Source organism: Rhodococcus sp. IEGM 1351, assembly GCF_030056875.1.
GTDB lineage: Bacteria > Actinomycetota > Actinomycetes > Mycobacteriales > Mycobacteriaceae > Rhodococcus_F > Rhodococcus_F opacus.
This window is the reverse complement of sequence record NZ_JASHKU010000036.1, coordinates 1-21,250: the sequence shown is the minus strand read 5'-3', so window position 1 is coordinate 21,250 and position 21,250 is coordinate 1. Positions and strand designations below refer to the sequence as shown.

At 68.3% G+C, this 21,250-nt stretch carries 22 protein-coding genes and 3 tRNA genes; 5 read left to right on the top strand and 20 right to left on the bottom strand.

Annotation, left to right across the window (positions count from 1 at the left end; genetic code table 11):
• From secF to QM806_RS36735, 7 genes are all read right to left on the bottom strand, one after another.
• Positions 1–1,233 (bottom strand): protein translocase subunit SecF, encoded by a 1,233-nt coding sequence (gene secF / locus QM806_RS36765; RefSeq protein ID WP_120659204.1) that lies wholly within the window; start codon positions 1,231–1,233, stop codon positions 1–3.
• The gene (secD, locus tag QM806_RS36760) at positions 1,230–2,900 is read right to left on the bottom strand and encodes a protein translocase subunit SecD (protein ID WP_043788493.1); all 1,671 of its coding nucleotides are present in this window, start codon (positions 2,898–2,900) and stop codon (positions 1,230–1,232) included. The genes secF and secD overlap by 4 nt, the downstream gene beginning before the upstream one ends.
• Before the next feature lie 144 nt (positions 2,901–3,044).
• On the bottom strand, positions 3,045–3,422 hold the full coding sequence (gene yajC, locus QM806_RS36755; protein WP_120659205.1) for a preprotein translocase subunit YajC: 378 nt from the start codon (positions 3,420–3,422) through the stop codon (positions 3,045–3,047).
• A gap of 136 nt (positions 3,423–3,558) precedes the next feature.
• Positions 3,559–4,656, bottom strand: coding sequence for a Holliday junction branch migration DNA helicase RuvB (ruvB, locus tag QM806_RS36750; RefSeq protein WP_005564209.1), 1,098 nt, complete (start codon positions 4,654–4,656; stop codon positions 3,559–3,561).
• Positions 4,653–5,255 (bottom strand): Holliday junction branch migration protein RuvA, encoded by a 603-nt coding sequence (ruvA, locus tag QM806_RS36745; RefSeq protein ID WP_065490686.1) that lies wholly within the window; start codon positions 5,253–5,255, stop codon positions 4,653–4,655. The genes ruvB and ruvA overlap by 4 nt, the downstream gene beginning before the upstream one ends.
• Positions 5,252–5,821 (bottom strand): crossover junction endodeoxyribonuclease RuvC, encoded by a 570-nt coding sequence (gene ruvC, locus QM806_RS36740; RefSeq protein ID WP_005240990.1) that lies wholly within the window; start codon positions 5,819–5,821, stop codon positions 5,252–5,254. The genes ruvA and ruvC overlap by 4 nt, the downstream gene beginning before the upstream one ends.
• A gap of 128 nt (positions 5,822–5,949) precedes the next feature.
• Entirely contained in the window at positions 5,950–6,702 is a 753-nt protein-coding gene (locus QM806_RS36735) for a YebC/PmpR family DNA-binding transcriptional regulator (RefSeq protein WP_005260882.1), read from the bottom strand.
• A 144-nt stretch (positions 6,703–6,846) separates the two neighbouring features.
• On the opposite strand from QM806_RS36735, the gene QM806_RS36730 reads away from it, so the two are divergent.
• A complete protein-coding gene (locus QM806_RS36730) occupies positions 6,847–7,203 on the top strand; it encodes a GntR family transcriptional regulator (RefSeq protein ID WP_005240987.1) in 357 nt (118 codons plus the stop codon).
• Complete coding sequence (locus tag QM806_RS36725) at positions 7,200–8,120, top strand: hypothetical protein (protein WP_065490684.1); 921 nt, start codon at positions 7,200–7,202, stop codon at positions 8,118–8,120. The genes QM806_RS36730 and QM806_RS36725 overlap by 4 nt, the downstream gene beginning before the upstream one ends.
• Here the strand turns inward: QM806_RS36725 and pdxT are convergent.
• The gene (gene pdxT / locus QM806_RS36720) at positions 8,117–8,725 is read right to left on the bottom strand and encodes a pyridoxal 5'-phosphate synthase glutaminase subunit PdxT (RefSeq protein ID WP_005240983.1); all 609 of its coding nucleotides are present in this window, start codon (positions 8,723–8,725) and stop codon (positions 8,117–8,119) included. The two genes, QM806_RS36725 and pdxT, sit on opposite strands and share 4 nt — an antisense overlap.
• On the bottom strand, positions 8,722–9,576 hold the full coding sequence (gene tesB / locus QM806_RS36715) for an acyl-CoA thioesterase II (protein ID WP_005260880.1): 855 nt from the start codon (positions 9,574–9,576) through the stop codon (positions 8,722–8,724). The genes pdxT and tesB overlap by 4 nt, the downstream gene beginning before the upstream one ends.
• Before the next feature lie 56 nt (positions 9,577–9,632).
• Here tesB and QM806_RS36710 point away from each other — a divergent pair, with 56 nt between their 5' ends.
• Positions 9,633–10,256, top strand: a complete 624-nt coding sequence (locus QM806_RS36710) for a nucleoside/nucleotide kinase family protein (protein WP_065490682.1) — start codon at positions 9,633–9,635, stop codon at positions 10,254–10,256.
• A gap of 6 nt (positions 10,257–10,262) precedes the next feature.
• Here the strand turns inward: QM806_RS36710 and QM806_RS36705 are convergent, their stop codons facing one another.
• The 11 genes from QM806_RS36705 to QM806_RS36655 all read right to left on the bottom strand — a co-directional run bounded on the left by QM806_RS36705 (position 10,263) and on the right by QM806_RS36655 (position 20,785).
• Positions 10,263–11,084 carry an acyl-CoA thioesterase gene (locus QM806_RS36705; protein WP_054248930.1) on the bottom strand — a complete coding sequence of 274 codons (822 nt, stop codon included), beginning with the start codon at positions 11,082–11,084 and terminating at the stop codon, positions 10,263–10,265.
• Between the two features lie 159 nt (positions 11,085–11,243).
• Positions 11,244–12,146 carry a pyridoxal 5'-phosphate synthase lyase subunit PdxS gene (gene pdxS / locus QM806_RS36700; protein ID WP_005565691.1) on the bottom strand — a complete coding sequence of 301 codons (903 nt, stop codon included), beginning with the start codon at positions 12,144–12,146 and terminating at the stop codon, positions 11,244–11,246.
• 150 nt (positions 12,147–12,296) lie between these two features.
• Complete coding sequence (locus QM806_RS36695; protein WP_054248400.1) at positions 12,297–13,319, bottom strand: NUDIX hydrolase; 1,023 nt, start codon at positions 13,317–13,319, stop codon at positions 12,297–12,299.
• Positions 13,316–14,443, bottom strand: a complete 1,128-nt coding sequence (locus QM806_RS36690) for a glycosyltransferase family 4 protein (RefSeq protein ID WP_054248401.1) — start codon at positions 14,441–14,443, stop codon at positions 13,316–13,318. The genes QM806_RS36695 and QM806_RS36690 overlap by 4 nt, the downstream gene beginning before the upstream one ends.
• Positions 14,440–15,345, bottom strand: coding sequence for a phosphatidylinositol mannoside acyltransferase (locus QM806_RS36685; protein WP_054248402.1), 906 nt, complete (start codon positions 15,343–15,345; stop codon positions 14,440–14,442). The genes QM806_RS36690 and QM806_RS36685 overlap by 4 nt, the downstream gene beginning before the upstream one ends.
• Positions 15,342–16,007: a phosphatidylinositol phosphate synthase gene (pgsA, locus tag QM806_RS36680; protein WP_005565703.1), complete on the bottom strand. Its 666-nt coding sequence runs from the start codon at positions 16,005–16,007 to the stop codon at positions 15,342–15,344. The genes QM806_RS36685 and pgsA overlap by 4 nt, the downstream gene beginning before the upstream one ends.
• 79 nt (positions 16,008–16,086) lie before the next feature.
• Positions 16,087–16,662 (bottom strand): ATP adenylyltransferase, encoded by a 576-nt coding sequence (locus QM806_RS36675; RefSeq protein ID WP_005240964.1) that lies wholly within the window; start codon positions 16,660–16,662, stop codon positions 16,087–16,089.
• 5 nt (positions 16,663–16,667) lie between these two features.
• Positions 16,668–18,725: a threonine--tRNA ligase gene (gene thrS, locus QM806_RS36670; RefSeq protein WP_005565704.1), complete on the bottom strand. Its 2,058-nt coding sequence runs from the start codon at positions 18,723–18,725 to the stop codon at positions 16,668–16,670.
• A gap of 95 nt (positions 18,726–18,820) precedes the next feature.
• Complete coding sequence (locus QM806_RS36665; protein WP_005265467.1) at positions 18,821–19,246, bottom strand: TIGR02611 family protein; 426 nt, start codon at positions 19,244–19,246, stop codon at positions 18,821–18,823.
• 106 nt (positions 19,247–19,352) lie between these two features.
• Positions 19,353–20,558, bottom strand: coding sequence for an RtcB family protein (locus QM806_RS36660; RefSeq protein ID WP_005565705.1), 1,206 nt, complete (start codon positions 20,556–20,558; stop codon positions 19,353–19,355).
• 155 nt (positions 20,559–20,713) lie between these two features.
• Positions 20,714–20,785: transfer RNA gene (locus QM806_RS36655), tRNA-Val, on the bottom strand.
• Positions 20,786–21,027: 242 nt separating this feature from the next.
• Here QM806_RS36655 and QM806_RS36650 point away from each other — a divergent pair.
• Together QM806_RS36650 and QM806_RS36645 are read left to right on the top strand one after the other, a co-directional pair.
• Positions 21,028–21,100 (top strand) — tRNA-Gly (locus QM806_RS36650).
• Between the two features lie 24 nt (positions 21,101–21,124).
• Positions 21,125–21,195, top strand: a tRNA-Cys gene (locus QM806_RS36645).
• Positions 21,196–21,250 lie beyond the last annotated feature (55 nt).

Below are 21,250 nucleotides of genomic sequence, written 5' to 3'. Positions count from 1 at the left end.
TCAGTGCCTCTTCTTGTTGCGCTTCCCGGTGGGACGTGAGCCCGGAGTGGGTGCGGTCGCCGCCGACCGGCGGCGCGGGACGGCGGCGACCGCCGCGGATGCTGCGACTTCGGCCGCCGGGGTACCGGCCTTCTGGGCACCCCCCTGTGCCAGGGTCGCTCGGCGAGCGAGGACCTTGCGCGTGTGCGCGGCCACCGGACCCCACCGCTCCTTCAGCGTGACCAGCAGGGGGGTCGCGAAGAAGATCGACGAATAGGCGCCGACGATGATGCCGACGAGCTGCACCAGCGCCAGGTCCTTCAGCGTTCCGACACCGAGCATCCAGACCGCGACCACCATCAGCGCGAGCACCGGCAACACGCTGATCAGCGTGGTGTTGATGGACCGCATCAGCGTCTGGTTGATCGCCAGGTTCGCCTGCTCGGCGTAGGTGCGACGGGTCAGGTGCAGAATCCCGCGCGTGTTCTCCTCGACCTTGTCGAACACCACCACCGAGTCGTAGAGCGAGAAACCGAGAATGGTCAGCAGACCGATGACGGTCGCCGGGGTCACCTCGAAGCCGACGAGCGAATACACACCGGCGGTCACGGCGATGTCGAAGAACAGCGCGACGATCGCGGCGATCGCCATGGCACGCTCGAACCGGACTGCGATGTACACGCTCACGATCACCAGGAACACAAGCAGCGCGATCAGCGCCTTCTGGGTGATCTGCCCGCCCCACGTCTCGCTGACGTCGGCGATGCTGATCACGTTCTTGCTGACGTTGCCGTCACTGTCCTTCGGCTGGAACTCGTCGTACAACGCGTCCTGAAGCGTCACCACCTGCGCCGCGTCGAGTGCCTCGGAGCGGATCTGCACGGTCGCGCTCGAACCCGAGCCCACCGTCTGCACCGAGACGGGATCCATGCCCAGCGCCTCGGAGTAGACCTCCTCCACCTGCGCGGTCTCCACCCCGCCGCCGGCGGGGAACTGGATCCGCGATCCACCCTCGAAATCGATACCCAGGGTGAACCCGCGGACGAGGATGCTCAGCAACGAGACCAACACGATCGTGCCGGTCAGGATGTAGTAGAAGCGCCGCCGCCCGACCACCTCGAAGGCGCCGGTTCCGGTGTAGAGCCGCGACAGCAGGCTGTGCTGGGGCATCGACGACTGGTTGACGCCCGAATCGGACAGCGAAGACTCGGGGTCCGTCTGCGACGCAGACTGGGACGTGGTCGATTCGCTCATACTCGTGACTCCTTCGCCGACGCTGCGGCAGCCTTGCGTTCCTTGGCGATCTGCTGCACGGCACCCAGCCCGTTGACACCGGGCTTCGACCAGAACGGCGACTTCGAGGCCAGGTGGACCAGCGGCCACGTCACCAGGAACACCACGACGACATCGAGGACGGTGGTCAGGCCGAGGGTGAACGCGAAGCCGCGCACCTGGCCGATTGCGAGGACGTACAGCACCGCGGCGGCGATGAAGCTGACCGCGTTACCGGACAGGATGGTCCGGCGTGCACGGGCCCAGCCGCGCGGAACCGCGGACCGGAAACTGCGTCCCTCCCGCATCTCGTCCTTGATTCTCTCGAAGAACACCACGAACGAGTCCGCGGTCATACCGATACCGATGATCAAACCGGCGATGCCCGCGAGGTCGAGGGTGAAATTGATGTACCGGCCGAGCAGCACCATGATCGCGTAGACCATCACACCGGACAGCACCAGCGACAGCGCCGTCAGCACCCCGAGCATGCGGTAGTAGAGCAGGCAGTAGAGCAGCACCAGGACCAGACCCACCAGACCGGCGATGAGACCGGCCTCCAGCGAGGCGAGACCCAGCGTCGCCGACACGGTCTCCGCCTCCGACGCCGCGAACGACAGCGGCAGCGAGCCGTACTTCAGGGTGTTCGCGAGTTCTTTCGCGCTTTCCGCGGTGAACGAGCCGGTGATCGACGTCGAGCTGCCTGCGGGTGTCGCGCCCTGGACGACCGGTGCGCTCACCACCTTGGAGTCGAGCGTGAACGCGGCCTGCTTGCCGATGTTCTGCGACGTGAACGTGGCCCAGGTGTTGCTGCCCTCGGACTTGAACGTCAGGCTCACCTCGTGCCGCGACTGCTGGGAGTTGTAGCCGGACGTCGCGTCGGCGATCTCCTGTCCGTCGATGATCGCCGGTTCGAGCAGGTACACGGCCTGACCGTCGGTGGAGCACGCGACGAGCGGCAGGGCCGGGTCATCGTTGCCACGCAGCGGGTCGGGCACGCTGCAGTCGAGTGTCGCCATGGCCTGCTGCTGTACGGCCGGGTCGGTGCTCTGACGCGTGGCCCGCGCTGCCGCGATCTCATCGGCCGCCTCGGCGGTCTCGGTACCGGACGCGTCGGCGGGCGCCGGTTCCGCGGTCGGAGCCGGCTCGGGAGAGGTCGACGGATCCTGAGCCGGGAACGGCCGGTTCTGGGGCGCAGGAGTCTCGGTTCCGGCGGGAGTCGGGGCCGGCGTCTCACCGGCGGCGGGTGCCTGCGTGCCGGCAGGAGCCGCGGCCTGCGACGTCTGGACGGGACGGACGTACAACCGCGCCGTCTGGCCGAGCGAACGCGCCTGTGCGCTGTCGTCGCCGGGGACGGTGATGACGAGGTTGTCGCCGTCGATGACCACCTCGGAGCCGGACACGCCGAGTCCGTTCACACGGGTCTCGATGATCTCCTGGGCCTGCCGCAGGCTGTCCGGCGTCGGCTTGCTGCCGTCCGGGGTGCGTGCGGTGAGGGTGACTCGGGTCCCACCTTGCAGGTCGATGCCCAGCTTGGGTGTCGCGGACTTGTCGCCGGTGAAGAACACCAGGGCATACAGAACCGCCACGAGCACCGCGAAAACGGTGAGGTAGCGGACGGGATGCACCGATCCTGTGGAAGGTGCCACGATCTCTATGTCTCCTCAGTACGTGCAGTTCGGGTGGGAACGTTCACAGCGCACCAGGCCGGCAGACGCAGGGCTGTGCCCCGGTTGCCGCGCCCGGGGCGCCTGCGACGCGACGGCTGCGCAATTACGCCGCGGAAGCGTCGATCAATCCTTGTTCAGCCGCGGCGTGCTGTCGCCGCCGTTCTCGCGATCCTCGCGCACGATGTCGGTGGCGGGGGCCTCGGCGTCGATCGATTCGTGGTCGATGGAACCGTCACCCTGCAGCGGGGCGTCGACGATCTGCTCGCGGACCACGAGACGCGACCATGTGGTGACCACGCCGGGAGCGATCTCGAGGTTGATCGTCTCGTCGCCGAGTGCGACGACGGTGCCGTGCAGACCGGCAGTCGTGAGGACGCGGTCGCCGACCGAGAGCGAGTCCTGCAGAGCGCTCACCTTGGCCGCCTCCTTCTTCTGTCGGCGGATCCCCAGGAACATGGGGACGAGCAGCGCCAGAATCAGGAGCGGGAAGAGAAAATCCATCTGTAAGTCAACCTCGAGGTATGTCGCACGGTCCGAAGCACTGGTCCCGGTTGGACCGATGCAATACACCAGTGTGCCATCACCGGCCCGGACACCGGTTCGCTCGGCACGAGGCGGGCGTTTCTCCGGGGGTCGATCAGGGGTCTTCCGGATCGAACAGGGAGGCCTGCGGCTCGTTGACGCGGACCTCGATTCCGCCGGTCACAGCGTCGGGCGGCGGGGTCAGGCCCAGTTGCGTCCACGCGGCGGCCGTGGCGACACGGCCGCGGGGTGTCCGGGCGATCATTCCGGCGCGGACGAGGAAGGGCTCACACACCTCCTCGACGGTGGCGGGCTCCTCACCGACCGCGACGGCCAGGGTGGACACCCCGACCGGGCCGCCGCCGAAGCTGCGCACGAGGGCACTGAGAACGGACCGGTCGAGACGGTCGAGTCCCAGTTGGTCGACGTCGTAGACGGCGAGGGCAGCATGGGCGATCTCCCGGGTGACGACGCCGTCCGCCCGGACCTCGGCGTAGTCGCGAACGCGGCGGAGGAGGCGGTTGGCGATGCGGGGCGTGCCCCGGGACCGGCTCGCGATCTCGGCGCCGGCCTCCTCGCCGAGTTGCACTCCGAGAATGCCCGCCGATCGCATGAGGATCTGCTTCAGTTCCGCGGGTTCGTAGAAGTCCATGTGTGCGGTGAAGCCGAACCGGTCGCGCAGCGGTCCGGTAAGTGCCCCGGAGCGCGTGGTGGCCCCGACCAGGGTGAACGGCGCGACCTCGAGGGGAATGGACGTGGCACCGGGCCCCTTGCCGACCACGACGTCGACCCGGAAGTCCTCCATCGCGAGGTAGAGCATCTCTTCGGCAGGCCGGGCGATGCGGTGGATCTCGTCGATGAACAGCACGTCGCCCTCGACGAGATTGCTCAGCATGGCGGCCAGATCGCCCGCCCGTTCCAGCGCCGGACCCGACGTCAGCCTCAGCGAGGATCCCAGTTCGGCGGCGATGATCATCGCCATGCTGGTCTTCCCCAGCCCGGGCGGACCCGAGAGGAGGATGTGGTCGGGGGTGCCGCCGCGCATCTTGGCGCCGGTCAGGACGAGTTGCAACTGCTCCCGGACCCGCGGTTGCCCGATGAAGTCGTGGAGGTTCTTCGGCCGCAGGCTGGCCTCGATGTCGCCGTCGCCGGCGACGAGATCGGCCGAGACCGGGGACTCCTCGTCGTAGTCGCCGCCGGGTTCGGGATTCATCTGGTCTTCCCGAGCAGGGAGAGGGCGGAGCGCAGCGCGGACGACGTGGTCGACTCGGGCGCCTCGGCGAGGACGGCGTCGGTGGACTGTTCGGCCTGCTTGGCGGGGAATCCGAGCCCGACGAGGGCTTCGACGATCTGGTCGCGGACCGATCCGCCGCCGCCCACACCGAGCGGCACCGCCCCGGACGTGGACGCGACGGCGTCGACCTTGTCGCGCAGTTCGACGACCATCCGCTCCGCCCCGCGCTTGCCGATGCCCGGCACCCGCGTGAGCGCCGTGACGTTGCCCTCGGCCAGCGCTGCCCGCAACGCGTCGGGTTCGAGGACGGCGAGGGTCGCCATCGCCAGGCGCGGGCCGACTCCGGACACGGTCTGGAGCAGCCCGAACAACTCCTTGGACTCCGAGTCGGGGAACCCGTACAGCGTCATCGAGTCCTCGCGGACGATCATCGCCGTGACCAGCCGGGCCTCGGTTCCCCGCTGCAGTCCGCCGAGGGTGGCCGGCGTCGCGTTCACGCGGTATCCCACTCCGGCGGATTCGATCACCGCATGGTCGAGGGCGATCTCGAGCACCTCGCCGCGGACGGACGCGATCATCGTGTACCTGCCTTCTTCACTTCGGCCAGTCGGGCCTGGTAGCGACGTTTCTGTTCGGCGGCGGCGGCTTCGGCGCGGGCCATGCGTTCGATCATCGGAGCCCGCCAGCAATGGCAGATCGCCAGTGCCAGCGCGTCCGCCGCGTCGGCCGGTTTGGGTGCGGCCGCCAGTTTGAGGATGCGCGTCACCATCGCCGTCACCTGAGCTTTGTCTGCCGAGCCGCTCCCGGTGACGGCGGCCTTGACCTCACTGGGGGTATGGAAACACACGGGGATGCCGCGGCGCGCGGCGGCGAGGGCGACGACGCCACCCGCCTGCGCGGTGCCCATCGCGGTGCGCACGTTGTGCTGGGAGAACACCCGCTCGATCGCCACGACCTCGGGCCGGTGCAGATCGATCCACGATTCGGCCGCTTCGGAGATGCGCAGCAGCCTGGACGCCAACTCGAGGTCGGCCGGGGTCCGGACCACGTCGACGGCGATCGGGGTGACGGTGCGGCCGCTCCCGCCGTCCACCACTCCGAATCCGCACCGGGTCAGACCGGGATCCACACCCAGCACACGCACGCAAAGCCACCTCTCCCACGCCGAACAGCTGTTCGATAGCTTAGCCGTGGGGTCGGACGAGTCGGCGCATCAACACGCAGGACGGGGCGGGGCGGGCGAGCACCGCTCCCCCGCCCCGCGCCGTGCGATCAGTCGTCGAGTTCCGCGAGCACCTCGTCGGACAGGTCGACGTTGGTGTAGACGTTCTGGACGTCGTCGGACTCCTCGAGCGCGTCGACGAGCTTGAACACCTTGCGGGCTCCGTCCGCGTCGACCGGGACCTCGACGGACGCGCGGAAGTCTGCCTCGGCGGAGTCGTAATCGATTCCCGCCTCCTGCAGTGCGCTCCGGACGGCGACGAGGTCGGTGGGCTCGCTCACGATCTCGAACGTGTCGCCGAGGTCGGTGACCTCTTCGGCACCCGCATCGAGGACCGCCATCAGCACGTCGTCCTCGGTCTGGTCACCCTTCTCCAGAGTGACGACGCCCTTGCGCGTGAACAGGTAGGACACGGAACCGGGGTCGGCCATGTTGCCGCCGTTGCGGGTCATCGCGGTACGCACCTCGCCGGCCGCACGGTTGCGGTTGTCGGTCAGGCACTCGATGAGGACGGCGACACCGTTGGGTCCGTAGCCCTCGTACATGATGGTCTGCCAGTCGGCGCCGCCCGCTTCTTCACCGGCGCCGCGCTTGCGGGCGCGCTCGATGTTGTCGTTGGGGACCGACGTCTTCTTGGCCTTCTGGATGGCGTCGTACAGGGTGGGGTTTCCCGCAGGATCGCCACCGCCGGTACGGGCCGCCACCTCGATGTTCTTGATCAGCTTCGCGAAGGCTTTGCCACGCTTGGCATCGATCACAGCCTTCTTGTGCTTGGTGGTGGCCCATTTGGAGTGGCCGCTCATGCGATTCAAGCCCCTTTCCTGCTGCCTTTGGCACGCCGAATGCGCGGTTTCAGCTTTGACGATGTTACCCGCAGCCCGGCCGCCCCTGCGCGTTCCCGGGGTAACAACTCGCATAAGTCGGCATTGTTTGCATAGAATGCAAACATGTTGATGCGGGTCGACCACAGCTCCACCACCCCACTGGGTGAACAGATCGCCGCCAATGTGCGCGGCGCGTTCCTGCGCGGCGAGATCGGCGCGGGCGATCGGCTCCCCTCCGCCCGGGCGCTGGCCGAGTCCATCGACGTCAACCTCCACACCGTGCTGCGCGCGTACGCCGCGCTGCGCGACGAGGGCCTGATCGACCTCCGCCGGGGCCGGGGCGCGGTCGTCCGCGCCGACACGGACCCGGTACACACCGGATTGACCGAAGCCGCACGCACTTTCGTGTCCGAGGCACGACGCCTCGGACTCGACACCGAACAGATGCTCGACGTGATCAAGGAGACCACCAGACAATGACGACCTCCCGAACGCGCCTCCTCGCCGCAACCTCGGCGGTGCCCCTCCTCGCGCTCGTGATCGCGAGACTCGCCTGGAGCGGCGAACTGCCGCCGGTGGTGGCCAGCCACTGGTCCGGCACCGAACCGGACCGATTCAGCGACACGACCACCTACTTCTGGATCGCTGCCGCCGTCTGCGCGGCCGCCACCGCGATCGCCGGCGCCGTGGCGGCGCGGGCCCGCACCGACGCCGCGCTCTGGCTTCCCGCCACCGTTCTCATCGGGTGGACGGTGGCCACGGCCTGGATCGTCAGCGTCGCCGCCACGATCGAGGCGGGCTCGCCCGAAGCGGCGACGCTGGGCTGGTGGATCATCGTTCCCCTCTTGGGAATCGTGTGGGCGATCGCCACGTTCGCCCTGCTCCCCCGGACGTCGCACTCCGCAGAGAACGGTGCAGCGCCGACGCTGCCCGTCCCCCTGACGCCCGGCGAGCGGGCAGCCTGGACCGGATATGCCCGCGGACGGTGGGCGGGCGTGCTCGCTCTCGCCATGGCCGTGGCCGCCGTCGTCTCCGCGCTGGTGGGAGCGCTCTGGCTCGCCGTCCTGTTCCTCGTCCTGACGATCGCCGGCGGCGGCTTCGCCTCGGTGACCGTGCAGATCGACCGCACGGGACTGACCCTCTCGTCGTGGAACGTGCGCTGGCGGAAGATCCCGCTCGACTCGATCGACGAGGCCCGGGTCACCGAGATCCGCCCCGCGGAATGGGGCGGCTGGGGCTACCGCTTCACGCCGCGCGGGACCGCGGTCGTGATCCGCGCCGGCGAGGGCATCGTGGTGACCCGCACCGGCGGCCGCCCGTTCGCGGTAACCGTGGACGGCGCCGCGCAGGGTGCGGCGCTCCTCAACACACTCGTCGCGCCCCGCCCGGCGAGTTAGACCCCGCGGACGATGTCGACGAACAACTCGTGCACCCGCCGGTCGCCCGTCACTTCCGGGTGGAACGACGTGGCCACCACGGAACCCTGCCGGACGGCCACGATCCGTCCGGCGGCCGCGCCACCCGACTCGGGCACGCGGGCGAGGACCTGCACGTCGTCGCCGACGCGCTCCACCCACGGTGCCCGGATGAACACGGCCCGCATCGGGTCGCCGACGATGCCCTCGAATTCGAGGTCGGACTCGAAGGAGTCGACCTGACGACCGAAGGCGTTGCGGCGCACCGTCATGTCGATCGCACCGAGGTGCTGCGCGTCGGGCCTCGTGTCGAGGATCTCGCTCGCGAGGAGGATCATCCCGGCGCAGGACCCGTAGGCAGGCAACCCGTCGTGCAGGCGCGCCTTCAGCGGTTCGAGCAGTTCGAAGATCTGCAGCAGCTTGCTCATCGTCGTCGACTCGCCACCCGGAATGACCAGCCCGTCGATCTTCTCGAGCTCCTCCGGGCGCCGGATGCCGACGGCGTCGGCACCCGAATCGTTCAGTGCAGCAAGGTGTTCACGGACGTCGCCCTGCAGGGCGAGTACTCCGACGAGGGGACGGGTCATGCCATGTTTCCTGTCTCGATGTCGCGCTTGTCCTGATCGCGCTGGATGCGGGTCAACCCCTCCTGGACTACGGCGGCGACCATGGTGCCGTTCCGGTCGAACATGCGGCCCTGGGTGAGGGCGCGGCCGAAGCCGGCGGAGGGTGAGGTCTGGTCGTAGAGCAGCCACTCGTCGGCGCGGAACGGGCGCAGGAACCACATGGCGTGATCGAGCGACGCCGTCTGCGTGACCACTCCCGGGTGCGGGACCTTCGACGCGCCGAGGAGCGTCATGTCGCTGAGGTAGGCGAGGGTGCAGATGTGGAAGACCTGATCGTCCGGCAGCTTGCTGCGGTACCGCATCCACACCCGTTGCTGCGCGGCGATTCCGGGCGTCTTCCCGGTGGAGTCGGCCGGAACGATGCGGACGTCCCATTCCTTCCACTCCCGGTAGAGATCGGTGGCGGCGAACTCCTCGAGGGTCTGTGCGTCGACGAGCTCTTCGGGGGCGGGGACGGACGGCATCGTGTCCTGATGCTCGATGCCCTCGTCCTCGCTGTGGAACGACGCCGACATGGTGAAGATCGCCTTGCCGTCCTGAATTCCGGTGACGCGCCGCGTACAGAAGGATCTGCCGTCCCGGATCCGGTCGACCAGGTACACGGTGGGTTTCGCGGGATTTCCGGGGCGCAGAAAGTACCCGTGCAGGGAGTGGACCTTGAACGCCTCGTCGACGGTACGGACCGCGGACACCAGCGACTGACCCGCGACCTGCCCACCGAACGTCCTCTTCAGAACAGACGGATGAACCGCGCCGCGGAAGATGTCCTTCTCCAGCGCTTCGAGTTCGAGAACGTCCTCGATGCTCGCCATGAGCCCTCCTTCTGTGCCTGGTCAAGGTTATCCGCCCGGTTCGGGCTCGAGGCACGATGGGTGCCATGACGATATTCACACCGACGAGCCCGGACGGTCTCGTCGCCCTCGTCACCGAACGCTGCCTCGCCGTTCACGGCACCGCCGTTGTCGCGATCGACGCGCCCGACGGCGCGCAGCCCCTGCCCCTCGCGGACGCGGTGTGCGCGTCGCTGCGGGAGCAGGGCCGCCCCTGTGACGTCGTGTCCCTCCACGACTACGTCCGTCCCGCCTCCCTGCGGTTCGAGCAGGGACGCGACGACGAACTCAGCTACCGCACCCTCTGGTTCGACTACGACGCCCTGAACCGCGAGGTGGTGCGGTCGGTCCGCACCGACCGCCGGTGGTTGCCGCGCCTGTGGGACGAGGACGAGGATCGCTCCGCCCGCTGCGCCCGCGTTCCCGCGGCCGACGGTCAGGTGCTTCTCGTCGCCGGCCCGATGCTGCTCGGCCGGGACCTCGACTTCGACGTCACGGTGCAACTCCATCTGGGCGAGGGAGCCCTGATGCGCCGCACCCCGGCCGATCAACGATGGACCGTGCCCGCCCTGCTGCGCCGTGCGGCCGACGTCACGGTCGAACCCGACCTGCTGGTGCGGTACGACCATCCGCCGAGGCCCGCGGTCCGGGCGGGCAGCTGAGTCCGCTCACGTCGTGCGCAGGAACCGGGTCAGCCCTTCCTGCACGACGGCAGCGACCAGGTTGCCCTTCCGGTCGAAGATCCGGCCCTGCGCGAGCGCCCGACCGAAACCGGCGGACGGTGACGTCTGGTCGTACAGCAGCCACTCGTCGGCCCGGAACGGTCGCAGGAACCACAGCGCGTGATCGAGTGAGGCACCGTTGATCTCGACACCGGGGTGCGGGGTCATGGCGGAACCGATCAGCGTCATGTCGCTCATGTAGGCCAGTGCGCAGACGTGGAAGACGGGGTCGTCGGGCAGCGTCTTGCGGGACCGGAACCACGCCTGCTGCTGAGCGGCCGCACCGCGCCGGCGGTCGACCTCCCCGTGGCCGACCATCCGGATGTCCCAGTCGGACCACTCCTGGGCGAGCCAGGCGATTTCCGGGTCGTCGGAGTCACTGGCGAACGGCAGGGTATCGGGCGGCGGCACCACGGGCATCTCGTCCTGGTGCTCGATGCCCTCGTCCTCGACCTGGAACGACGCCGACATCGTGAAGATCGCCTGACCGTCCTGGACGGCGCTGACCCGCCGGGTGACGAACGACCGACCGTCCCGGATGCGGTCCACGAGGTACACGATCGGCATCGTGGGGTTTCCGGGGCGGAGGAAGTATCCGTGCAGCGAATGCACCATGAAGCGGGGGTCGACGGTGCGGACCGCCGCCACCAGCGCCTGACCGGCCACCTGCCCGCCGAACGTCCGGGGAAGCATGGTTTCGGTCGCTATGCCTCGGAAGAGGTTCTCCTCGAGGGGTTCCACTTCCAGGATCTCTTCGATCGTCGCCATCCACGGCCCCTTCCGATGCTCGTCCGCTGACACTCTCACACGGGTCCCGGGCACCGGCGCACCGCACCGCACGAGGCCCGTGTGAGGGCCTCGTGCGGTGCGAACGGAAGCAGTGCGGCGCCGGGAGCGCCGCGATCGATCACAGATCGATCGTGGGGATCACCAGCCGCGTTCGGCGAGCCGGTGCGGGACCGGGATGTCGTCGACGTTGATCCCGACCATCGCCTCACCCAGCCCGCGGGAGACCTTCGCCAGCACGTCCGGGTCGTCGAAGAACGTGGTCGCCTTCACGATCGCCGCCGCCCGCTCCGCCGGATTACCGGACTTGAAGATGCCCGACCCGACGAACACACCCTCCGCACCGAGCTGCATCATCATCGCCGCATCCGCCGGGGTGGCGATGCCACCGGCAGTGAACATCGTCACCGGCAACTTCCCGGCCTTGGCCACCTCGACGACCAGGTCGTACGGCGCCTGCAGCTCCTTCGCCGCCACATACAGCTCGTCCTCGCTCAGCGAGGTCAACCGGCGGATCTCCCCACCGATCGTCCGCATGTGCGTGGTCGCGTTCGACACGTCACCGGTCCCGGCCTCACCCTTGGACCGGATCATCGCCGCACCCTCGGTGATCCGCCGCAGCGCCTCACCCAGATTGGTGGCACCACACACGAACGGGACGGTGAACTTCCACTTGTCGATGTGGTTGGCGTAGTCGGCCGGGGTCAGCACCTCGGACTCGTCGACATAGTCGACACCGAGGGACTGCAGGATCTGCGCCTCCACGAAGTGCCCGATCCGGGCCTTGGCCATCACCGGGATCGACACCGCGGAGATGATGCCGTCGATCATGTCCGGATCACTCATCCGGGACACCCCACCCTGCGCCCGGATGTCCGCGGGCACCCGCTCGAGCGCCATGACCGCCACCGCACCGGCGTCCTCGGCGATCTTCGCCTGATCGGGGGTGACGACGTCCATGATGACCCCGCCCTTCAACATCTCGGCCATGCCACGCTTGACGCGCGCCGTACCGGTGGTGGGGGTGGTGTCGGGGGTGCTCACAGCGAACTCCTGGGTTGTGGCGTGGATTGATTCGATAGCGGCACGCGTGAACGACGACGTTCACGCTGCAGTACCCGATTCTAGGACGAGCGGCAGTCCACTTCCGTAGCCAGTCCGCGATTGCTGGCTTTCTTCGGACTCCCGGGCGGCTCAGGTGATCGCGCGCACCTCGGGTTCGTCCGCGGCCGAGGCCACCGCGCCGGCTTCGTCGAGGAGATCCGCGAGATCGTGCGGGTACACGGCTTCACCTGCCGCCGCCAGTTCACGAACCGTGTCCGCGGTGCACCACCGGTGACCGGTGATGGTGCGGTTCTCGAGTTCGGTGAAGCCCCCGTGGTGCGGCTCGAACCCGTCGGTGCGCAGCGCGAAGAACAGCTCCTCGGAGCGGATGAGCTGCCCGTTCCACGAGAAGATGGCCACCCGACGCCACATGGGTCCGCGCAGCTGTTCGGGCGACGCGGTGTGCCCGGTCTCCTCGGCGATCTCCCGGACAGCGGCCGCCCGCAGGTTCTCCCCCTTCTCGACGGCGCCGCCGATCGTGAACCAGTAGTAGACGTCGGGGACGGTGGGGTCGTGACCCCGGAGCAGCAGGACCCGGCCCTGGCCGTCGAGCAGCACCACCCGGGCCGAGGTCCGGACGGAGTCGAGTGACAGACCCTCGGTGACCGCCGCGGCGGACGAGCGTTCGGTGATCTCGAAGTAGGTCGGCAGCGGGGCCGTGCCCCCGAGGTGCAGCCATCGGACGGGTCGCCGGGTGCGGAGTGCGAGGGTGTCGCGGACGGCGTCGTTGTGGAATCGGCGGGCGATCAGTACCCGCGCCTCCGCATCGGCGAGTTCCGCCACCAGCTGGGGGCGCAGGGTGTCCGGGTCGAGGGACGAGAGCGCACTGGACAGTGCGTTCTCGGCGATCTCGCGGTCTGCCCGGTCCGACCGTTCCGCCCGGGCCGACAGCGCGGCCAGCGACCTGCCCTCGGGTGGGTCCATCGCCGCGGCGGCCGCCCGCACGACCACCGCCCGGCGCGCGAGGGCCGCGTCGAGGGCCTGCCAGGACAGATCGGAGCGGACGTGCAGTCGGTCGAGGCGGTTGGCCGTCCCGTACGCCCACAGGCCGATCGCCAGGACGACGGCTGCGACCAGGGCGAGAACCAGGATCGTGAGGGCGGAGAACGTCACGAGCCGACCTCCCGGACGCCGTCGCGGCCGACAGTGACCGTCTCGTAGACGCGCAGGATCTGTTCGGCCACCACCGGCCAGTCGTATTCGGTGACCACCGTCCGAGAGAAGTCGGTGAGCGCAGCGCTCCGCTCGGGGTCACCGAGCACCGAGTCGATCCCGGCGGCCAGCGCCGCCGCATCCCCGACCGGCACCAGGACGCCCGCCTGCCCGTCCCGCAGGACGCGGCGGAACGCGTCCAGTTCGCTCGCCACGACGGCGGCACCCGCGGCCATCGCCTCGACCAGCACGATGCCGAAGCTCTCACCGCCGAGGTTGGGTGCGCAGTACACGTCGGCGCTCCGCAGCGCCGACGCCTTCTCGGCGTCGTCGACCTGGCCGAGCAGACGCAGGTGCCCGAAGACCGGGCCGGCCTCCCGGCGCAGCTTGTCCTCGTCGCCGCGGCCGACCACCAGCACCTCGAGGTCGGGATACTTGTCCACCAGGGTGGGCAGCGCCTTGAGAAGCACCGCCATGCCCTTGCGGGGCTCGTCGTAGCGTCCGAGGAAGAGGATGGTCTTTCCGGGACGCGGGTAGCCGGGCAGCGGCTCGGCGTTCGCGAACGCCGAGACGTCGACGCCGTTGGGGATTTCGACCGCATCGGAGCCGAGTGATTCCACCTGCCAGCGTCGCGCGAGTTCCGACACCGCGATGCGGCCGCTGATCTTCTCGAGGTAGGGCTGGAGCACACCCTGAAACGTGCTCAGCACCAACGACTTCGTGGTCGACGTGTGGAAGGTGGCCACGATGGGCCCCTCGGCCACGCGCATGGCGAGCATCGACAGGCTCGGCGCGTTGGGCTCGTGGATGTGCAGGACGTCGAAGTTGTTGTCCGAGATCCAGCGCCGCACGCGGGCGCTCGCGGCGGGGCCGAAACTCAGCCGGGCCACCGAGCCGTTGTAGGGAATGGCGAGGGCGCGGCCCGCGGAGACGACGAAGTCGGGCAGGTCGACGTCGTCGGACGCCGGCGCCAGGACGCTCACCTTGTGCCCGCGCTCGATCAGGACCTCCGCGAGGTCGACGACGTGAGCCTGCACTCCGCCCGGGACGTCGAACGAGTACGGGCAGACCATTCCGATCTTCACGAGTTCTCCATGCGGGAGAGCCTTGCCTGGGACAGATCGGAGAGCCACAGCGGCTGCAGCATGTGCCAGTCCTCCGGATGTGCCGCGATGTTGGCCTCGAACCGGTCCGCCAGTGCCTGGGTCGCCGCGGCCACCCCCGCGGTGGTGTCGATCGGCGGGTCGATGCGGAAACCCCACCCGCCGTCCGTGAACCAGCAGTGCACCGGCAGCAGCGGCGCGCCGGTGTCGATCGCCAGCTTGGCGGGACCGGCGGGCATCCGCGTCTGTTCCCCGAAGAACGTCACGGGGACACCCTTCTTCGCCAGGTCGCGTTCACCGAGGAGGCACACGATCCCGTTGTCCCGCAGTCGGGCCGACAGTTCCACGAACGGTGGGTGCTCCCCCCCGCTGAGCGGAAAGATCTCGAAACCGAGCCCTTCGCGGTAGTCGACGAACCGCTGGTACAGCGACTCGGGCTTCAACCGCTCGGCGACCGTGGACAGACCGCCCCAGTGCTGGGCGCACCACACACCCGCCATGTCCCAGTTTCCGCTGTGCGGCAGCGCCAGAATCGCGCCCCGGCCGACTTCTTTCGCGGCGTCGAGGTGCTTCTGCCCCTCGATCAGCTCGTCGAGGGCCGCGCCGGTCTTCACGAGGTCCATCGAAGGCAGCCGGAAAGCTTCCCGCCAGTAGCGCGCGTAGGACCGCATCGAGGCCTGCATCAGGGTGTCCGGCACCTCCGCGGCGGGCACACCCAGCACACGGGCTAGATTGCGGCGCAGCTGCTCCGGTCCGCCGTTCCGGACGGCGAAGTCGGCTCCCCTGTCGAACAGGGCGACCGCGACCTTCTCCGGCAGCGCGCGAACCAGCCGCCAGCCGATCGCGTACCCCAGGTCACTGATGCGTTCCGACACGCCGCTCACTGCTCGCTCGCCTGTCCGTCTGCCGGCGTCGTGTCCGTCGGCGGCAGGGGCAGCACGTCGCGCGCGCCCGGCGACCGGCGGACCGCCAGTACCCGCTGGAACACGGTGATGATGCTGCCCACCGACAGCAACCACATCGCGACATGAATGGCCCACGGGACTCCGAGCCCCGTGACGCCGGCTCCGACCAGCACGATGATCAGCCGATCGGGTCGTTCGATGAGTCCGCCGTCGGCGGACAATCCACTCGCCTCGGCGCGCGCCTTCGCGTACGAGATCACCTGCGAGGTGACGAGGCACAGCAGGGTCGCGATCAGCAGCGGCTTGCTGTTCTCGTGATAAACCGCCCACCAGGCGAGACCGGCGAAGATCGCACCGTCGGCCACCCGGTCGCAGGTGGCGTCGAGAACGGCGCCGTACCGGGTGCCACCGCCGCGGGCGCGGGCCATGGCACCGTCGAGCATGTCGAACATGACGAACAGCCAGATGAACATCGCTCCCCAGAACAGATGTCCGCTGGGAAACAGCGTGACCGCGCCGGCCACGGTCGCCACGGTGCCGATGACGGTGACGGAATCGGGAGTGAGCCCGGTCTTCACCAGGGCCTTCCCCAATGGCGCCGTCACCTTGGACACGGATGCCCGTCCGAAGAAGCTCAGCACCTCTCCACCCCGTTCTTCACTTCCTGCCAGGAACCCCGAACGCGTGAGTCAGCGACTCGCGCGTCATTCATCTATCGAGTCATTCATTCCAGGCCTTCGCCAGCAGCCCCCGGGTCTCGCGCAGCAACTGCGGCATGACCTTGACCCCGGCGAGGACCGTGATGAAGTTCGCGTCCCCGCCCCAGCGCGGAACGATGTGCTGATGCAGGTGCTCGGCAAGCGAACCGCCCGCCGCCGCACCGAGATTGAGGCCGACGTTGAAACCGTCCGGCCGCGACACCCGCTTGATCACGCGCAGAGCCTGCTGCGTGAACGACATCAACTCGGCGCTCTCCTCTTCCGTCAGGTCTTCGAGCGCCGCGACCTTGCGATAGGGAACGACCATCAGGTGCCCCGGGTTGTACGGGTACAGGTTGAGCACGGCGTAGACGTGCTCACCCCGGGCGACGATCAACCCGTCCTCGTCGTCCATCTTCGGGATGTCGATGAACGGCTCGTTCGGGGTGTCCCGCGACTTCGGCGCCTCGGCGATGTACGACATGCGGTGCGGCGACCAGATCCGCTGAAGGTGATCGGGTTCGCCGGGGCCACGGTCGACGAGGCGGCCGGGGCCGCCGAGCATCTCGTCGGCCGTCACGTCGTCACCTCCGGTCATGTGCGTCACCCTTCCTTACCGGGTTGCAGCAGTTCCGCCGTCGGCGAGGCGTTCTCGCGGCGACTGATCCAGTCGGTGACGATGCGCACGGCGTCGTCCACGGGTACCCCGTTGACCTGGGTGCCGTCGCGGAATCGGAAGCTGACGGCGCCCGCCTCGACGTCGCGCGCACCCGCCAGCAACATGAACGGCACCTTCTGCGCCGTGTTGTTGAAGATTTTTTTCTGCATGCGGTCGTCGCTCGCGTCGACCTCGGCGCGGATACCGGCCGCCTTCAGCCGCTTCACCACGTCGAAGAGGTGGTCGGCGAACGTCTCCGCCACCGGGATACCGACGACCTGGACGGGCGCCAGCCACGCCGGGAACGCACCCGCGTAGTGCTCGGTGAGCACGCCGAAGAACCGTTCGATGGAACCGAACAGGGCGCGGTGGATCATGACCGGACGCTGCTTGGTGCCGTCGTTGGCCGTGTACTCGAGGTCGAAACGCTCGGGCAGGTTGAAGTCGAGCTGAATGGTCGACATCTGCCAGGTGCGGCCCAGGGCGTCCTGCACCTGCACCGAGATCTTCGGTCCGTAGAACGCGGCGCCGCCCGGATCGGGGACGAGGTTCAGCCCCGACGACTCCGCGACCTCGGCGAGCGTCGCCGTCGCTTCCTCCCACACGGCGTCGTCGCCGACGAACTTGTCCGGGTTCTTGGTGGACAGCTCGAGGTAGAAGTCGTCGAGACCGTAGTCCTTCAGCAGGCCGAGGACGAACTGCAGGGTGGTCGCCAGTTCGTCGCGCATCTGCTCGCGGGTGCAGTAGATGTGCGCGTCGTCCTGCGTCATGCCGCGTACGCGGGTGAGTCCGTGGACGACACCGGACTTCTCGTACCGGTAGACCGAACCGAACTCGAAGAGCCGCAACGGCAGTTCGCGGTACGACCGGCCGCGGGAGCGGAAGATCAGGTTGTGCATCGGGCAGTTCATCGGCTTGAGGTAGTAGTCCTGGCCCGGCTTGCGCACGGTGCCGTCCTCGTTCAGCTCCTCATCGATGTGCATCGCCGGGAACATGCCGTCGCGGTACCAGTCCAGGTGACCCGACACCTCGTAGAGATGCCCCTTGGTGATGTGGGGGGTGTTGACGAACTCGTAGCCCTCCTCGACGTGCCGCTTGCGGGAGTAGTCCTCCATCTCGGTGCGGATGATCCCGCCCCGCGGATGGAACACGGGCAGTCCGGAGCCGAGTTCGTCGGGGAAGCTGAACAGGTCGAGTTCCGACCCCAGCTTGCGGTGGTCGCGGCGCTCCGCCTCGGCGAGCAGTTCCAGGTGTTGCTCCTGCGCCTCCGCCGACTCCCACGCGGTGCCGTAGATGCGCTGGAGATCGGCGTTGTCCTGGTTACCGCGCCAGTACGCCGCCGAACTGCGGGTGAGCTTGAACGCCGGGATGTGCTTGGTGGTGGGGATGTGCGGGCCGCGGCACAGGTCGCCCCACACCTTCTCGCCGGTCCGCGGGTCCAGGTTGTCGTAGATGGTGAGCTCGTTGCCGCCCACCTCCATGATCTCCGGATCGTCGATTCCCGACTTGTCGTCGATCAGTTCGAGCTTGAAGGGCTCCTTCGCCAGCTCGGCGCGCGCCTCCTCGAGCGACTCGACGACCCTGCGGGAGAACCGCTGCGACCCCTTGATGATCTTCTTCATCCGCTTCTCGAGGCTCGCGAGGTCGTCGGGGGTGAACGGGCGATCGACGGCGAAGTCGTAGTAGAAGCCGTCCTTGATCGGCGGACCGATGCCCAGCTTCGCCTCGGGGAATTCCTGTTGGACGGCCTGCGCGAGCACGTGGGCCGCCGAGTGGCGGATGACGCTGCGGCCGTCGTCGGTGTTCGACGCGACCGGCTCGACGTCGACGTCGGTGTCGGGCACCCAGGACAGGTCCTTGAGCTGGCCCTCCGCGTCACGGACCACGACGACGACGTCCGGGCCCTTGCTCGGGTAGCCGGCCTCCCGAACCGCGGTACCGGCCGTAGTCCCCGCGGGCACCCGGACGAGGGCGGCTGGGGCGGCGGATGCGGGGGTGCTCACGGCGATGTTCTCCTAGGTGAGGTGTGCGGTGCAGACATGGTGAATGTGCCAGCCCATGTTATCGGCCCAGCAGTCACACCCAACCACGCGTCCGGCTAGAGCGGGCTCTCCAGCCACGGGTAGTCGAGGCCGATCCACGTTCCGACGAGACCGAACGTGCCGAGCAACCACAGCGTTGCGAGGACGACGGCACACGTCAGCAGCGCACCCGCCCCCTTGACCACCAGCGACTGCCGCGAGAACCAGTCCATGAACTTGTCGTATCGCCGGCGCGCATAGTGCAGCAGCCGGTGGGCCCACGCGAACTCGGATGCGAGAATCCCGAGCCCCGCGAACACGATCAGCCAGCCGGGGCCGGGATAGGGAATCGCAACGATCCCGGCGGCCAGCACGAGAGCGCCGATCACCCCCACCGCGATGCGGTACGCCAGGTTGAGGCTCGGCCGCGCGGCGATGTGTGCTCGCCACCGGTGCCAGCGGCTCTCCACTTCCTGGAACGGGGACAGATCCGAGTCGTCCACGTTCTCGGGCGCGGGTCCCGGCCGAGCTTCTCCGCTAGTCACCAGTCCACCCTACCGACCGCGACCTGCGGCGGCGCGTCGTCGCACTGCCACACACGCTCGCGGGTCATCCCTTCACACAGACGACCTGCCGCAGGTGGGCCACGACCTCGACGAGATCGGCCTGCGCTTCGATCACCTGCTCGATGTCCTTGTAGGCGCCGGGGATCTCGTCGATCACGCCCGCGTCCTTGCGCGATTCGACTCCGGACGTCTGCCGCACGAGGTCGTCGACGGTGAAACGCTTCTTCGCCTTCGTGCGGCTCATCGTCCGTCCCGCCCCGTGTGACGCCGAATTGAAGGACAGCTCGGAGCCCAGGCCCCGCACCACGTAGGAACCGGTGCCCATGGAGCCGGGGATGAGTCCGAGATCACCCCGACCGGCCCGGATCGCGCCCTTACGGGTGACGAGCATCGGCTCGCCGTCGATGATCTCCTCCGACACGTAGTTGTGGTGGCAGGAGATCGGCTCGTCGAACCGCACCGTCCTGCCGGGCAGGGCCTGCCGGAACGCCTGCATCACCAAGGTGAGCATGACGGCACGGTTGCGGGCCGCGTACTCCTGCGCCCACGTCAGGTCGTGGCGGTATGCGTCCATCTCCTTGCTGCCGGCGAGGAACACCGCGAGATCGCGATCGACCAGCCGCTGGTTGTGCGGCAACGCCCGCGCCACCGCGATGTGCCGCTCCGCCAGTTCCTTACCGATGTTGCGCGACCCGGAGTGGAGCATCAGCCAGACCTCGTCGGCGTCGGACAGGCACACCTCGATGAAGTGATTGCCGCCGCCGAGCGTGCCGATCTGCTTCATCGCCTTGGACTCGCGGGACTGGACGCCGGAATGCAGGTCACCGAATTCCTGCCAGAAGCGGTGCCATCCCGTCTTCACTCCCCCGGCGTCCGTGACATCGAGGGCGCCGACGTTCACCGAACGCTCGTGCATGGCGAACCCGACCGGCACCGCACGCTCGATGCGCGACCGCATCGACCGGAGGCTGTCGGGCAGATCGTTCGCGGTCACATCCGTCCGGACCGCCGTCATTCCGCACCCGATGTCGACGCCGACCGCCGCCGGGGCGACCGCCGCCCGCATCGCGATGACCGAACCGACCGTCGCACCCTTGCCGACATGGACGTCGGGCATGACCCGCACCCCGTGGACCCATGGCAGGTCGGCCATGTTCCGCAGCTGCTGCAACGCAGCCTGCTCGATGGTCCACTCTTCCGCCCACATCAAGGTGGGCGCGGTGGTGCCTTCCAGCCTCACGGGGAACATGGGACTCAGTCCTTCGATAGCGGATCACCCGGGAAATTTCGGCCGGCTGAGTTCATTGTCCGCCGCCCCGACGAGCCGGAACAACCGATTATCGGGGTGGGCACACGAAAAAGAAGAGGGCGTTTCCGCTTTCGGAAACGCCCTCTTCTTGTCTGTGGTCCCGGCTGGGATCGAACCAGCGACCTCCCCGGTGTGAACGGGACGCTCTTCCACTGAGCCACGGGACCGAAGCGCGCCAAACACTCGCGCTCGAACGAGTTGGAACATTAACACGACCGAGCGGCCGAACGAAAATCACGTCGTTGGGATTCGTGTCGACCCCCGCCCGCGGCACGTCCGCGACCCGGCGTCGTTCATGCGTAGTTCACCGCCTGATGCCTTGACCTGCAGATTTGTAACTATCGCGGATGGTCGGCTAATGTTCTCAACCGCACCACGGAGAACATTCTCCGCGAGTTACACGGTGCATGCGGACGTGGCGCAGCTGGTAGCGCACAACCTTGCCAAGGTTGGGGTCGCGGGTTCGAATCCCGTCGTCCGCTCGAGAGGTTGGACTCAACCTTCACGGTGGAGTGGCCGAGTGGTGAGGCAACGGCCTGCAAAGCCGTGCACACGGGTTCGATTCCCGTCTCCACCTCGCGCGATTAGCTCAGCGGGAGAGCGCTTCCCTGACACGGAAGAGGTCACTGGTT